Genomic DNA, 14,430 nt, shown 5'->3' on the forward strand with positions numbered 1-14,430 from the left:
TGATCGGCTCGGCGGTCTGCACGACCGCGACGGACGACACGGGAGCAGGCCTTGGCCCCTTCAGCACGGACGACCAGGCACATATTCGTCACCGGAGGCGTCGCCTCCTCGCTGGGTAAGGGGCTCACCGCCTCCAGTCTCGGCAACCTGCTGACCGCGCGGGGGCTTCGCGTGGTGATGCAGAAGCTCGACCCGTACCTCAACGTCGACCCGGGCACGATGAACCCGTTCCAGCACGGTGAGGTCTTCGTGACCGAGGACGGCGCCGAGACGGATCTCGACGTCGGCCACTACGAGCGTTTCCTGGACCGGGCGTTGTCCGGCAAGGCCAACGTCACCACCGGCCAGATCTACTCCGAGGTGATCGCCAAGGAGCGGCGCGGTGAGTACCTGGGCGACACGGTCCAGGTGATCCCGCACATCACCAACGAGATAAAGTCCCGGATCCTGGCCATGGCCGACCCGGACGACGACGGCCGCACCCCGGACGTGGTGATCACCGAGGTCGGCGGCACGGTCGGTGACATCGAGTCGCTGCCGTTCCTGGAGGCGATCCGGCAGGTACGCCACGACCTGGGCCGCGACAACTGTTTCTATCTGCACGTCTCGCTGGTGCCCTACCTCGCCCCCTCCGGGGAGCTGAAGACGAAGCCCACCCAGCACTCGGTGGCCCAGCTACGCAGCATCGGTATCCAGCCCGACGCCATCGTCTGCCGTTCCGACCGGGACATCCCGGAGAAGCTCCAGCACAAGCTCTCCCTCTACTGCGACGTCGACGCCGAGGCGGTGATCGCCGCGCCGGACGCGCCCAGCATCTACGACATCCCGAAGGTGCTGCACCGGGAAGGGCTCGACGCGTACGTGGTGCGCCGGCTGAACCTCTCCTTCCGGGACGTGCACTGGGAGGGCTGGGACGACCTGCTGGAGCGGGTGCACCAGCCCCGGCACACCATCACCGTCGCGTTGGTCGGCAAGTACGTCGACCTGCCCGACGCGTACCTGTCGGTCAGCGAGGCGATCCGGGCGGCCGGCTTCGGCCACCGGGCCCGGGTGCAGCTGCGGTGGGTGCCCAGCGACGACTGCGTCACCCCGACCGGTGCGGCGGCAGCCCTGGCCGGGGTCGACGGCATCGTCATTCCCGGCGGGTTCGGCGTCCGGGGCATCGAGGGCAAGATCGGCACCGCCCGGTACGCCCGGGAGAACGGCATTCCGCTGCTCGGGCTCTGCCTGGGCCTGCAGTGCATGACCATCGAGGTGGCCCGGCACCTGGCCGGTCTGGACGGCGCCAACTCCCTGGAGTTCGACGCCGAGGCGGTACACCCGGTCATCGCCACCATGGCCGATCAGCAGGACATCGTCGCCGGCAGGGGCGACCTGGGCGGCACCATGCGGCTGGGCGCGTACCCGGCGACGCTCACCGAGGGGTCGATCGTCGCCGAGGCGTACGGCAGCACCGAGGTCAGCGAACGGCATCGGCACCGGTACGAGGTGAACAACGCCTACCGCGACCAGCTCGCCAAGGCCGGACTGCACATCTCGGGCACCTCGCCGGACGGTCGGCTGGTCGAGTTCGTCGAGCTGGACCGCGATCTGCACCCGTTCTTCGTGGCCACCCAGGCGCATCCGGAACTCAAGAGCCGCCCCACCCGGCCGCACCCGCTGTTCGCCGCCTTCGTCGACGCCGCGGTGACGTACTCGCACGCCGACCAGCTCCCGGTCGATCTGGACGGGGCCACCGCCGAGCGGGCGACCCGCAACGGCGCCGCGACGAGGGCGGCCTCGGCCTCGTGAGCGAGCGGAGTGGGCGAGCCATGGGGCGCAGTATCGAGGTGGTGGCGTGAGCGCCGTCGAGCACCGCTACGAGGTGCGCTCGCGCGAGCTGCGCTACCGCGGCCGGATCTTCGAGGTGGTCACCGAGGAGGTCACCATGCCCGGCGGTGGCACCGCGGCGCGTGACCTCGTCCGACACGTCGGCGCGGTGGCGGTGGTGGCGCTGGACGACGCCGGTCAGGTGGTGTTGATCCGGCAGTACCGTCAGCCGGTGGGCCGGCGGTTGTGGGAGTTGCCGGCCGGGTTGACCGACGTCGCCGGTGAGGATCCGGCCGTGACGGCGACGCGGGAGCTGGCCGAGGAGGTCGACCTCACCGCCGGCCGGCTCGACGTGCTGGTCGACGTGCACAGCTCGCCCGGGTTCACCGACGAGCTGGTCCGGGTCTTCCTGGCCCGGGACCTCGGCGAGGTGCCCGTGGAGCAGCGACACGACCGCCACGACGAGGAGGCCGACCTGCAGATCGTCCGGATCGACCTGGACGAGGCGGTCGGCATGGTGCTGGCGGGGGAGATCAGCAACGGCCCGTGCGTGGCCGGGCTGCTCGCCGCCGCCCGCGCCCGCGACGCCGGCTGGTCGGGGTTGCGCCGGGCGGACGCCCCGTTGCCCCGCTGACCGGTTCCGCGACGCAGCCCGCACCGCGCGGGCTCGCTCCGGCGCGGTCTTCTTGGCACACGACGCGGGGGGGGGGGGGGGCCCCGCCCCCCCCCCGCGTGGTTCGGTGGGTCAGTCGCGCAGCGGCCGGCCCTGGGCGTCTACACCGCCGTTCACCAGGATCAGGATGCCGTCGACAAGGCCCCAGATGCTGCCGATGCCGCAGGTCACGAGGGTGACGATCAGCTGAATGACGCCCGTCTTGGTGTCGCCCATGTAGAAGCGGCCGACGCCGAAGCCGCCCAGCACGATCTGCAGGACGCCCGCGACGACCTTGCTCTTGTCAGAAACGCCCTGGGGGTACCCGGGCTGCATTGGAGGAGTGGTCATGAGGCGACACAATAGTGATCCACTAAAGCGCTGTCCGTACCGGTGTGCACCAGATGGGACGACGGTGCCGAAGACTGTCCTGACGGCTGATGTGACGTCCACCGCCGGCGTGGGTATCCACACCTGACACATCGTCAACGGCCACGGCGAGTAGGTGTCACAGTGCAGGCTCCGGTGGCGGGCGGTCACGCCTAGACTGCCGCCGGCGGGACCGGTCGACCGGGCGGCAATGGGGCCGCCACGGCGCCGTGCAGCCGGGGTGGACGTGCCCCGAAGAGAGGTGTCAGCATCGTGAAGGTCGGCATCCCACGCGAGGTCAAGAACCACGAGTACCGGGTGGCTATCACGCCGGCCGGCGTCAACGAGTTCACCCGCGGCGGTCACCAGGTCTTCGTCGAGGCCGGCGCCGGGCTCGGGTCGAGCATCACCGACGAGGAGTTCGCCGCCGCCGGCGCCAAGATCCTGGCGAGCGCCGACGAGGTCTGGGCGGCCGCCGAGCTGGTGCTGAAGGTCAAGGAGCCGGTCGCCGAGGAGTACCACCGGATGCGCGAAGGACAGGTGCTCTTCACCTACCTGCACCTGGCTGCCTCCCGGGACTGCACCCAGGCGCTGCTCGACCGGAAGGTGACCGGCATCGCCTACGAGACCGTCGAGCTGCCGGACCGGTCGCTGCCGCTGCTCGCCCCGATGTCCGAGGTGGCCGGACGGCTCGCCCCGCAGGTCGGCGCGTTCCATCTGATGCGTACCGGCGGTGGCCGGGGGGTGCTGCCCGGCGGCGTCTCCGGTGTGTACGCGGCCAAGACCGTGGTCATCGGCGCCGGTGTCTCCGGCATGAACGCGGCCGCGATCGCCCTGGGCCTGCAGTCGGAGGTGCTGCTGCTGGACAAGAACGTCGGCCGGTTGCGCCAGGCCGACGCCATCTACCGGGGGCACCTGCAGACCGTCGCCTCCAACGCGTACGAGATCGAGCGGGCGGTGCTGGACGCGGACCTGGTCATCGGCGCGGTGCTGGTGCCCGGTGCGAAGGCACCGAAGCTGATCTCCAACGAGTTGGTGTCCCGGATGAAGCCGGGCAGCGTGCTCGTCGACATCGCCATCGATCAAGGTGGCTGTTTCGAGGACTCGCGGCCCACCACCCACGCCGATCCGGTCTACCGGGTACACGAGTCGATCTTCTACTGCGTGGCGAACATGCCCGGCGCGGTGCCGAACACCAGCACCTACGCGCTGACCAACGTCACCCTCCCGTACGCCCTCGAACTGGCCAACCACGGCTGGCGGGAGGCCGCACGCCACGATTCGGCGCTGGCGCTGGGCCTGAACACCCACGACGGACAGGTCGTCTACGGACCGGTCGCCGAGGCGCACGGCCTGCCCACCCTGCCGTTGACCGAGGTGCTGGGCTGACCGACCAGCGACCGACCCCGGACGAGGCCGGCGGGGGCGAGCAGCCCGCGCCGGCCCTGCGCCGTGCCGTCCGCGGCTACCTGGACCACCTCACCGTCGAGCGTGGACTGGCCGCGAACACGCTCGCCTCGTACCGCCGGGACCTGGACCGTTACCTCGGGTCGCTGACCACCGCCGGGGTGACCGACCTGTCGGCCGTCTCCGCCGGGGAGATCGAACGCTACCTGGCCCGGCTACGCTCCGGCGCCGACGGGCACCCGCCCCTCGCGGTCTCCTCGGCCGCCCGTGCCGCCAGCGCGGTACGCGGACTGCACCGGTTCGCGTTGCGCGAGGGACTGGCCGGCGTCGACCCGAGCCGCGACGTGCGCCCACCCGCTTCGCCCCGGCGGCTGCCCCGGGCGCTGCCGGTCGACGACGTGGTCGCCCTGCTGGAGACCGCCGGACCGGCCGACGCGGCGGGGGACACCGCGCCGTTGGCGCTGCGTGACCGGGCGCTGCTGGAGTTCCTGTACGGCACCGGAGCACGGATCTCCGAGGCCGTCGGCGCCGCCGTGGACGACGTGGATCTCGACGACGGGGTGACGGCGCTGCGTGGCAAGGGCGGCCGGATCCGTCTGGTGCCGATCGGTGGGTACGCGTTGCGGGCGCTCGGTGCCTACCTGGTGCGCGCCCGGCCAGGGCTGGCCGCCGCCGGTCGGGGCACCCCGGCGATCTTCCTCAACGCCCGGGGCGGCCCGCTGACCCGTCAGGGCGCCTGGACCATCCTGCGCCGCGCCGCCGAACGGGCCGGGCTGACCACCGAGGGCCCCAAGGCCATCTCGCCGCACACGTTGCGTCACTCGTACGCCACCCACCTGCTCGACGGCGGTGCCGACGTCCGGGTGGTGCAGGAACTGCTCGGCCACGCCTCGGTCACCACCACCCAGGTCTACACACTGGTCACCGTCGACAGGTTGCGCGAGGTCTACGCCACCGCACATCCCCGAGCGCTGAACTGACCGTCGGCGCCGCTCTGCGTACCTGCGCTGACGGTGAACGATGGTGCGGTCGCCGACCCGATCCGCCGGTGCCGGTCGCGTGCTGACGGCCTGACCTGCCGGTGGCCGGTGCCGCCGGCCGACACGCCGAGCGGGTGCCGAACGCCCTGCTCGCCGGTGGCGTACAGTCGGCATGGCGCGGCCCTCGCGGCGAGTGGACCGGGGTGCGCAGCGGCACCGCGAAGGACGTCGGTCGGATCCGACGCCGCACGGTCGTCGGGAGGGGGCAACGAGGACATGGCTGGCAACGGTGACCGTGCCGAGACCTGGACGACGGAGCTCCGCGAGCAGCAGAACGCCCTCGGCTCGGACCTGGGCCCGGCGGACCCGGCCGCCTACACCATGCGCAAACCGATCCCGGAGCCCATGCCCACCGATCGGCACGGGCCGGCCCGCATCGTCGCGATGGCCAACCAGAAGGGTGGGGTCGGCAAGACCACCACGACCATCAACCTCGGCGCCGCGCTGGCCGAGTACGGCCGCAAGGTGCTGCTGGTCGACTTCGACCCGCAGGGTGCCCTCTCCGTCGGGCTGGGCGTCAACCCGCACAACCTGGACCTGTCGGTCTACAACCTGCTCATGCAGGACGACGTCACCGCCGACGACGTGCTCATCAAGACCGACGTGGCCGGGCTGCACCTGCTGCCGGCCAACATCGACCTCTCCGCCGCCGAGATCCAGCTGGTCAACGAGGTCGCCCGCGAGATGGCGCTGGCCCGGGTGCTCAAGAGCATCCGCAAGGAGTACGACTACATCCTGATCGACTGCCAGCCGTCACTCGGTCTGCTGGCGATCAACGCGTTGACCGTCGCGCACGGCGTGCTGATCCCGCTGGAGTGCGAGTTCTTCAGCCTGCGCGGCGTGGCGCTGCTGCTGGACACCATCGACAAGGTGCGTGAGCGGCTCAACTTCGACCTGGAGCTCGAGGGCATTCTCGCCACCATGTACGACAGCCGCACCACACACTGTCGGCAGGTGCTGCAACGGGTGGTCGAGGCGTTCGGCGACAAGGTCTACCAGACGGTGATCACCAAGACCGTGAAGTTTCCCGAGTCCACCGTCGCCGGCTCACCCATCACCACGCTCGACCCGGCTTCCTCGGGGGCCCGCAACTACCGTCAGCTGGCCCGCGAGGTGATCGCCGCGCAGGCCGAGCGGTAGGAGGCGCTGAACCGAGGTGTCCCGACCGTGGACTACCGTCGTCGGCGTGAGCGCCCCGCCCCTCGACCCGAGCACTGCGGCTGATCCGCCGCCGGTGGTGGCTGACCGACCCGTCCCGGACGCGGGCGGGGAGCCGACGGTCGTTGCTCAGCCGGCGCAGCCAGCTGAGCCGGCGGTTCCTGCGGCGCCGACGGTGCCAACCGGGTCGGCGGAGGCCGTGGAGCCGGCGGAGGGTGCCGGGTTCACCGTACGGCTGGCCAACTTCACCGGCCCGTTCGACCTGCTGCTGCAACTGATCGGCAAGCACAAACTCGACGTCACCGAGGTCGCACTGCACCAGGTGACCGACGAGTTCATCGCCTACATCCGTGCCATGGGCGACGACTGGGACCTGGACGAGGCGAGCGAGTTCCTCCTGGTCGCCGCGACCCTGCTCGACCTGAAGGCCGCTCGGCTGCTGCCCGCCGCCGAGGTCGAGGACCCGGAGGATCTGGCCCTGCTGGAGGCGCGGGACCTGCTCTTCGCCCGGCTGTTGCAGTACAAGGCGTACAAGGAGGCGGCGGCGCACATCGCCGCACTGGAGGAGGTCGGCGGCCGGCGTTACCCGCGGGCCGTCACCCTCGAAGCCCGCTACGCCGAAGCGCTGCCCGATCTGGTGCTGGGGATCGGTCCGCCACGACTACTCAAGCTGGCGGTGCGGGCGATGACCCCGAAGCCGGTGCCCGAGGTGTCCGTCGCCCACGTGCACATGGTCCGGGTCAGCGTCCGGGAACACGCCGGCATCATCGCCGAACGGCTGCGGCGGGCCGGCACCGCCAGCTTCTCACTGCTCTGCGCCGACTGCGAGGCCACCCTGGAGGTGGTTGCCCGGTTCCTTGCCCTGCTGGAGTTGTACCGGCAGGGGGTGGTGGCCTTCGTCCAGGAGCAGGCGCTGGAGGAGTTGACCGTGCGCTGGACGGGTTCCGCCGACGGCGGCCCGGCACTGGCCATCGACGAGTACGCCGGGACACCACCCGAGCCTCCCACCGAGCCCCCCGGAGGGTTGTCCGTTCCGCCCGCGGAGTCGTCGACCGGCGAGGTTGCCGCCGGTGGCGCTGGTGATGTCGGGGCCTCTGTGGTCGGCGAGGCTGACCCGACGGTAACGACCGAGGAGCGAGCTGGATGAGCAACGAAGAGCGGCCGGACTCCCTGGCCGAGCAGGCCGCCGCCTGGGTGCCGCCGTGGCAGCGCCCCGCCCCCGGAGACGCCGCGGATCTTGGTGCACAGGTGCCCCTCCAGGGGCCGATCCCGTCCAAGACCCAGGTCGTGCCGGAGCGGACCGGGGAGGGGGGTGCCGCCGGGGAGGATGTCTCGGCGGAGAGCGTCGCGGAGGTCGACGCCTCGGGAGGCGACCTGGGGCGGAGCGCCTCGGTCGAGGGCGTCGGAGGGGAAGGCGTACCGGGTTCCGGGCGGAAACGGTCGGTGGCGCGGGTCCGGCCGGCGCCGGAACCGGCCGCGGAACTCGACGACGCCGAGTTGCGCGGCGCGCTGGAGGCGATCCTGCTGGTGGTCGACGAACCGGTGAGCGAACTGGTCCTCGCCCAGGTGCTGGAGCAGTCCGCCGAGCGGATCGGGCCGATGCTCGACGAGATCGCCGCCGGCTTCACCGCCGCCGGTCACGGATTCGAGCTGCGCCGGGCCGCGGGCGGATGGCGGTTGTACACCCGACCGGAATACGCCACCTACGTCGAGCGGTTCATCCTCGACGGGCAGTCGGTCCGGCTGACCCAGGCCGCGTTGGAGACCCTGGCCGTGGTGGCGTACAGGCAGCCGGTGACCCGGTCGCGTATCTCGGCCATCCGCGGTGTCAACTGCGACGGGGTCATCCGTACCCTGGTCTCTCGCGGCCTGGTCGAGGAGTGCGGCACCGAGTCCGACAGCGGGGCCTACCTGTACCGGACGAGCACCCTTTTCCTGGAGAAGCTCGGCCTGAACAGCCTCGACGACCTGCCGCCCCTGGCCCCTTTCCTTCCCGACGACGTAGAAGAGCTTGCCGATGCCGCGCGATGACCGCACCCCCCGCCCCGACGCCCCCGTCTACACCGGCCCGGAACGCCTGCAGAAGGTGCTCGCCGCCGCCGGTGTCGGCTCCCGCCGGGCCTGCGAGGATCTGATCTTCCGGCGGCGGGTGACGGTCGACGGGCGGGTGGCGCAGCTCGGCGACAAGGTCGACCCGACCACTGCGGTCATCCACGTCGACGGCGAGCGGCTGGCGGCCGACATCCGGCTGGTGTACCTGGCGATGAACAAGCCGCGTGGGGTGGTCTCCACCATGGCGGACGAGAAGGGACGTACCGCGCTTGCCGACTTCCTCGGCAACCGGGTCGAGCAGCGTGTCTACCACGTCGGGCGGCTCGACGCGGACAGCGAGGGACTGCTGCTGCTCACCAACGACGGCAACCTGGCACACCGGCTGATGCACCCCTCCTACGGGGTGCCGAAGACCTATCTGTGCGAGGTTTCCGGCCCGATCCCACGCAACCTCGGCAAGCGGTTGGCGGCCGGGATCGAGTTGGAGGACGGCCCGGTGACGGTCGACGCCTTCCGGGTGGTCGACAGTCTGGGGCGTACCGCCCAGGTCGAGCTGACCTTGCACGAAGGCCGCAAACACATCGTACGCCGCCTGCTCGCGGAGGTCGGCCACCCGGTGAGCCGGCTGGTGCGTACCTCCATCGGGCCGATCCGACTCGGCGACCTGCGTGCCGGGCGGACCCGGAGGCTGACCAACGCGGAGGTCGCCGCCCTGTTCAAGGCCGTGGGTGACTGAGACGGTAGTCGCGGGTACGGCTGCGGGTAGGCTGCCTGACGGCCCGGCCGGTGGCGCTGCACGACGCCGGGCATCATTGGACTTGTGTGGTCAACCGCTCGCGGTCGTCGCCGACGGATCGTGAGGTACGGGCTGAGGAGGACGACGGTGGAGGAAAACGTACCGGCCGGGCGCTGCGTGGTCGCTGTGGACGGGCCGTCCGGTTCGGGTAAGTCCACCGTCTCCCGACGGCTCGCCACGAGCCTCGGCGGGCGTTACCTCGACACGGGTGCGATGTACCGGGCGATCACCTGGGCGGTGCTGCGCTCCGGCGTCGACCTGACCGACGCGCAGGCGGTGGCGAAGGTCGCCGGCGAGGCCGATCTGCGCATCGGCACCGACCCCGCGGGGTACGGCGTGACGGTCGACGGGGTGAACGTCGAGACCGACATCCGGGGCCCCGAGGTGACCGCTGCCGTCTCGGCGGTGGCCGCCGTGCCGGCGGTCCGGGCGCTGCTGGTGGCCCGTCAGCGGGACATGATCATCAAGGCGGGGCGGATCGTGGTCGAGGGACGGGACATCGGCTCCGTGGTGGCGCCCGAAGCCGACCTGAAGGTGTACCTGACCGCGTCGGCGGCGGCACGTGCTGCGCGGCGGAGCGCCGAGAACGCGTCCGACGTCTCGGCCACCGCCGCCGACCTGGCCCGGCGTGACCAGTTGGACTCGACCCGCAAGGCCGACCCGCTGGCCCAGGCGCCGGACGCGGTGGTGCTCGACACCACCGAGCTGGGCATCGACGAGGTCGTGGCGCGCCTGCGGGCACTACTTGCCGAACGGTCAGTGGCATGAGTGACGACGGCTGGGTCGAGCTGCGTGAGCCGGACCTGGACACCGAGGAGCAGACCGGTCCGCAGCCGGTGGTGGCCGTGGTCGGCCGCCCCAACGTGGGCAAGTCCACGCTGGTGAACCGCATCATCGGCCGCCGCCAGGCGGTCGTCGAGGACGTGCCGGGAGTCACCCGCGACCGGGTCCCCTACGACGCGCAGTGGTCCGGGCGGGCGTTCACCGTGGTGGACACCGGCGGCTGGGAACCGGACGCGAAGGATCGCGCCGCGGCGATCGCCGCGCAGGCCGAGACCGCCGTGCTGACCGCCGACGTGGTGGTCTTCGTGGTCGACGCGACGGTGGGCTCCACCGACGTCGACGAGGCGGCGGTGAAGATGCTGCGCCGCAGCGCCAAGCCGGTGATCCTGGTGGCCAACAAGGCCGACAACGCCAACATCGAGCTGGAGGCCACCTCGCTGTGGTCACTCGGCCTCGGCGAACCGCACCCGGTCTCGGCACTGCACGGACGGGGTTCCGGTGACCTGCTCGACGCCATCCTGGCGGCGATGCCGGAGGCGCCGAAGGTGGCCGAGTACCGCCCCCGTGGCCCGCGTCGCGTGGCGCTGGTGGGACGGCCGAACGTCGGCAAATCCAGCCTGCTGAACCGCTTCTCCGGCGAGGAACGGGCGGTGGTCGACGCGGTCGCCGGCACCACCGTCGACCCGGTGGACAGCCTGGTCACCATCGGCGGCGACACCTGGCACCTGGTGGACACGGCCGGGCTGCGGAAGCGGGTCGGCCGGGCCAGCGGCACCGAGTACTACGCCAGCCTGCGCACCGCCTCGGCGATCGAGGCTGCCGAGGTGGCGGTGGTGCTGCTCGACTCCAGCGAGCCGATCAGCGAGCAGGACCAGCGGATCCTGTCCATGGTCACCGAGTCCGGCCGGGCGCTGGTGATCGCCTTCAACAAGTGGGACCTGGTCGATGCCGACCGCCGGTACTACCTGGACAAGGAGATCGAGCGGGAGCTGCGCCGCATCCCGTGGGCGATCCGGCTCAACCTGTCGGCGCAGACCGGCCGGGCGGTCGACAAGCTCGCCGCGGCCCTGCACCGGGCACTGGACAGCTGGGAGACCCGGATCCCCACCGCGCAGCTCAACGCGTGGCTGACCGCCCTGGTCCAGGCCACCCCGCACCCGGTGCGGGGCGGTCGGGCACCACGGATCCTGTTCGCCACCCAGGCGGGGGTGGCCCCGCCGCGCTTCGTGCTCTTCACCACCGGTCCGCTGGACGCCGGCTACCAGCGCTTCGTCGAGCGCAAGCTGCGCGAGGAGTTCGGCTTCGAGGGCAGCCCGATCGAGATCTCGGTACGCCCCCGCAAGAAGCTCGGCCCCGGCGGTCGCGGCAAAGCCCACGGCTGATCCTCCGAGCGCCACCACCGTCCCCACCAGCCCACCCAGGTTCCTAGGACGCCCTAGGGTGGTGGGCTGCGCCATTGGCGCGGTCCCGGTGGCCGCCGCGACCGCGACCTTCCGCGTAGGTAATGACGACTACTCTGCGGCGCACCATCTCCGTACCAGGGGTCCACTCCGATGCGGCATCGGTCGTACCGGAACTGGGCCGCCAGGAGGGGCCGGTGCGAGTGAAGCGGGGCCTGCGCTAAGCTGTACCGGCTGTCGCGGGCAGGCCCTGCGGTGGCAATCGGGACGTGGCGCAGCTTGGTAGCGCACTTGACTGGGGGTCAAGGGGTCGTCGGTTCGAATCCGGCCGTCCCGACAAAGAGGAAGCCCTGACCTGCGGAGACGCGGTCAGGGCTTTGACTTTCTTCGATGGAGATTTGAACCGCCCCCCGAAAACCCCCCGTTTACCGGGTATGGCAACCACGTTCGTCATCGACCGGCATCGTTGTGCAGGGTTGGTGGGTGGGGTCGGTTCGGGTTGGCGGCGAGGCGTTCCAGGACGTCGGAGACGTCGGGGGCCCGGACGGGTTTGGCGATGTAGTAGGTGGTGGTGACCTCTTCGCTGGAGTGGCCGAGTTGTGCGGCGGCGCTCTTGGTGTCGGCTTCCTCTTTGATCAGGGTGGCCACGGTCTTGCGGAAGCTGTGCGGGGTGACCCAGTCGAGGTCGGTGTCGGCGCGGGCCTGGCGCCACTGTCGGCGGACGTTGTTGGGGGAGAGCCAGGTGCCGCGTCGGGTGGCGAAGATCGCGTCGTGGGGGTTGTCTGCGGCGGTGAGTTTGCGGGTCATGAGCATGCCGACGGCGAATCGGGGCAGGACGAGCATCCGGTAGCCGGCGTCGCTCTTGGTCCAGGGTTGTCGGAAGATGCCGTGGCCTTTGACGTAGACCAGGGTGCCGCAAATGGTCAGGGTGGGACGCGCGGCGGCGAGGTCGAGGTCCTCCCACCGCAGGGCGAGGATCTCACCGATGCGGGCGCCGGTGGCGAGCATGAGGTCGACGACGTCGGCCAAGTCGCCGGTGTGCCGAGGCCCGGGTTTGCCGGGGACCGGTTGCTGCCAGTCACGGATCGCCGCCCGGACAGCGTGGAGATGCTCGCCGCTGAGGACGACGACGGTGCGGCGGGGTTTACGGAGCCGGCCGGTGTCGCGTACGGGGTTGCTCGGGATCGCGCCGTGCCGCACGGCGAGGGCGAACATCTGGCCCAGGACGACCTTCACGCCTTTGGCGGCGGAAGGCCGGTCCTTGGCGATCTCGCGGAGCAGCCGGTCGAGACGCCCGACGCTGGCTTCTCGGATACGCAGGTTGCCCAGGGCGGGCAGGATCGTGGTGCGCAGGCTGGCTTGGTAGCGGTGGATGGTCTGGGCTGCGATCCGTTCCTCGGCGGTGATCTCCTCGACCCACAGGTCGGCGAGGGCGCTGATGCGGGTCTCCCGGCTCATCTCGTCGTCGTTGGGGGTGCTGCGGTCGCGGATCTTGACCTTCAGCGCCCGGACGGCGGCGGGGCCGGTGGTGTCGGTGACCTCGATGTCACGGGTGACGCCGTCGTAGTCGCGGAAGCGGACCCTGGCGCGGAACCGGCCAGGGCCCAGCTTCTCGGTGCGGATCTTGCCGGCGGTGCCGATGGGCAGTTCAGGACGGGCCACAGGTCACCGATGCCGTGGTAGTGGCCCGGGTCGAGGTAGGCGGCGATCAGCCGGCCCGCGCAGCCGGCCGCATCCCACGTCGAGAAACCGGCTGTCCGGCCTGAGCCCCTGCCGCTGGAGGAAGTCGAGCTGCAACTCGCCGAGCTCGTCCCAGTACCCGCCCACGGCCTCCCGGTGGATTCCCCGAGCCAGCAGCTCCGGCTTCCCGAAGTCGACGGCCTCGTACGCCGGGTCCTGAAGTCCTCCGGCCTCGGTCCGGATCTCTATCTCGGTGCTCATCGCTCTCCTCCTGCGGGAACTCGACCTACCCGGGCGCCGGGTGTCTTCCGGCGGCCGCCCGGGCGTCCGGTGTCGGGGCCGGCCAGTCGGTCGCGGGCGGCGGTACCGGTTACCGCCGCCCGCGAGTCGGGTCACTGACCCGGTGCTTCCGGCTTCTCGTCGCGGGTGTCCCGGGTGCCGTCGTCGATCTGCCGCTCCGTCAGCTCGGTCAGCCCGAGCAGCCGGACCGCTTCGTAGTAGGTCCGGGCCAGACCCAGGCAGGTCGAGCGCGGGAGACCGCTGTATCGGTTGCAGACCGCCTGCATGTCGACGTGGAACGCGTCGTCCACCCGCGCCTTGTTGGCGTCGAAGACCCCGAGTGCGGTGAAGTTGCGGTAGCCGAAGTCGTGCCGCTGGCAGGGCAGCCGGAAGTCGAAGCCGAACGGCTGGTCCGGGCTCGTCGTGCAATAGTCCGTCGTCCAGTCGAACTGGTACTCGGTCCACGACCCCGGGTCGAGCCGGGCGTCGTTCCACTGTCGCTGGCTGGCGGCGTTGGGCTGGGTCCACTGGGTGGCGACCGCGATCCGTTCAGCGTCGGTGACGGCCGCGTTGGCCGCCCCGGACAGGGCCAGTTGCAGGCCCAGGATCGCGCCCATCACGAGAACGGCTCGGACAGTGACGCGCATGCGTGTTCCCCTCGGGCGATGGCTGGGGCGCCAAGATAACACTCGATATTGCCGCCGGGCTATATATTCAATGTGCGCTCGAATAGCCCTGCTCGGCGATCTGGTCGTCTTTCAGTGTGGATTTAATGACTGAGGAGAACGTGCGGAGGACAGCGGCTCCGGCAGGCGTCGCGATTGACACCGGTCGACCGCGAAATTATCGTCGGGAGCCTGCGTCGTACGTATTCAGCTTGGGGCAGTCGGCTGACCTCCCCTGTTCAGGGGGGATTTGACTGATCGAGGTCAGTGAAAGAAAGGTGCACCTGGCCTGCGAGGATGTGGGTGTCGAGTCCATGTCCACAGCAGAATCGGGTGCACC

14 protein-coding genes and 1 tRNA gene are annotated in these 14,430 nt (G+C 70.8%); 11 read left to right on the top strand and 4 right to left on the bottom strand.

Features of this window, described 5'->3' with window-relative positions; all coding sequences use genetic code 11:
- Window positions 1-51 precede the first annotated feature (51 nt).
- On the top strand, window positions 52-1,791 hold the full coding sequence (gene pyrG, locus AC2CHE_RS21275) for a CTP synthase (protein ID WP_484506632.1): 1,740 nt from the start codon (window positions 52-54) through the stop codon (window positions 1,789-1,791).
- A 46-nt stretch (window positions 1,792-1,837) separates the two neighbouring features.
- Entirely contained in the window at window positions 1,838-2,443 is a 606-nt protein-coding gene (locus AC2CHE_RS21280) for an NUDIX domain-containing protein (RefSeq protein WP_484506633.1), read from the top strand.
- Window positions 2,444-2,554: 111 nt separating this feature from the next.
- Here the strand turns inward: AC2CHE_RS21280 and AC2CHE_RS21285 are convergent, their stop codons facing one another.
- Entirely contained in the window at window positions 2,555-2,944 is a 390-nt protein-coding gene (locus AC2CHE_RS21285; RefSeq protein WP_484506644.1) for a TM2 domain-containing protein, read from the bottom strand.
- Window positions 2,945-3,103: 159 nt separating this feature from the next.
- On the opposite strand from AC2CHE_RS21285, the gene ald reads away from it, so the two are divergent.
- The 9 genes from ald to AC2CHE_RS21330 all read left to right on the top strand — a co-directional run bounded on the left by ald (window position 3,104) and on the right by AC2CHE_RS21330 (window position 11,803).
- Entirely contained in the window at window positions 3,104-4,219 is a 1,116-nt protein-coding gene (gene ald, locus AC2CHE_RS21290; RefSeq protein WP_484506634.1) for an alanine dehydrogenase, read from the top strand.
- Complete coding sequence (locus AC2CHE_RS21295) at window positions 4,216-5,217, top strand: site-specific tyrosine recombinase XerD (protein ID WP_484506645.1); 1,002 nt, start codon at window positions 4,216-4,218, stop codon at window positions 5,215-5,217. The genes ald and AC2CHE_RS21295 overlap by 4 nt, the downstream gene beginning before the upstream one ends.
- 276 nt (window positions 5,218-5,493) lie before the next feature.
- Entirely contained in the window at window positions 5,494-6,417 is a 924-nt protein-coding gene (locus tag AC2CHE_RS21300) for a ParA family protein (RefSeq protein WP_484506635.1), read from the top strand.
- Between the two features lie 193 nt (window positions 6,418-6,610).
- Window positions 6,611-7,582 carry a segregation and condensation protein A gene (locus AC2CHE_RS21305; RefSeq protein WP_484506646.1) on the top strand — a complete coding sequence of 324 codons (972 nt, stop codon included), beginning with the start codon at window positions 6,611-6,613 and terminating at the stop codon, window positions 7,580-7,582.
- Window positions 7,579-8,466, top strand: coding sequence for an SMC-Scp complex subunit ScpB (gene scpB / locus AC2CHE_RS21310; RefSeq protein ID WP_484506636.1), 888 nt, complete (start codon window positions 7,579-7,581; stop codon window positions 8,464-8,466). The genes AC2CHE_RS21305 and scpB overlap by 4 nt, the downstream gene beginning before the upstream one ends.
- Complete coding sequence (locus AC2CHE_RS21315; RefSeq protein ID WP_484506637.1) at window positions 8,453-9,223, top strand: pseudouridine synthase; 771 nt, start codon at window positions 8,453-8,455, stop codon at window positions 9,221-9,223. The genes scpB and AC2CHE_RS21315 overlap by 14 nt, the downstream gene beginning before the upstream one ends.
- 147 nt (window positions 9,224-9,370) lie before the next feature.
- A complete protein-coding gene (gene cmk, locus AC2CHE_RS21320) occupies window positions 9,371-10,051 on the top strand; it encodes a (d)CMP kinase (RefSeq protein ID WP_484506638.1) in 681 nt (226 codons plus the stop codon).
- Window positions 10,048-11,448 carry a ribosome biogenesis GTPase Der gene (gene der, locus AC2CHE_RS21325; RefSeq protein WP_484506639.1) on the top strand — a complete coding sequence of 467 codons (1,401 nt, stop codon included), beginning with the start codon at window positions 10,048-10,050 and terminating at the stop codon, window positions 11,446-11,448. Before cmk ends, der begins: the two co-directional genes overlap by 4 nt.
- 281 nt (window positions 11,449-11,729) lie before the next feature.
- Window positions 11,730-11,803 (top strand) — tRNA-Pro (locus AC2CHE_RS21330).
- 113 nt (window positions 11,804-11,916) lie between these two features.
- Here AC2CHE_RS21330 and AC2CHE_RS21335 read toward each other — a convergent pair.
- The 3 genes from AC2CHE_RS21335 to AC2CHE_RS21345 all read right to left on the bottom strand — a co-directional run bounded on the left by AC2CHE_RS21335 (window position 11,917) and on the right by AC2CHE_RS21345 (window position 14,072).
- A complete protein-coding gene (locus tag AC2CHE_RS21335) occupies window positions 11,917-13,128 on the bottom strand; it encodes a tyrosine-type recombinase/integrase (RefSeq protein WP_484506640.1) in 1,212 nt (403 codons plus the stop codon).
- A 3-nt stretch (window positions 13,129-13,131) separates the two neighbouring features.
- A complete protein-coding gene (locus AC2CHE_RS21340; protein ID WP_484506641.1) occupies window positions 13,132-13,407 on the bottom strand; it encodes a hypothetical protein in 276 nt (91 codons plus the stop codon).
- Between the two features lie 131 nt (window positions 13,408-13,538).
- Entirely contained in the window at window positions 13,539-14,072 is a 534-nt protein-coding gene (locus tag AC2CHE_RS21345) for a phospholipase (protein ID WP_484506642.1), read from the bottom strand.
- Window positions 14,073-14,430 lie beyond the last annotated feature (358 nt).

It is taken from the genome of Micromonospora sp. ATLC16, assembly GCF_057196645.1.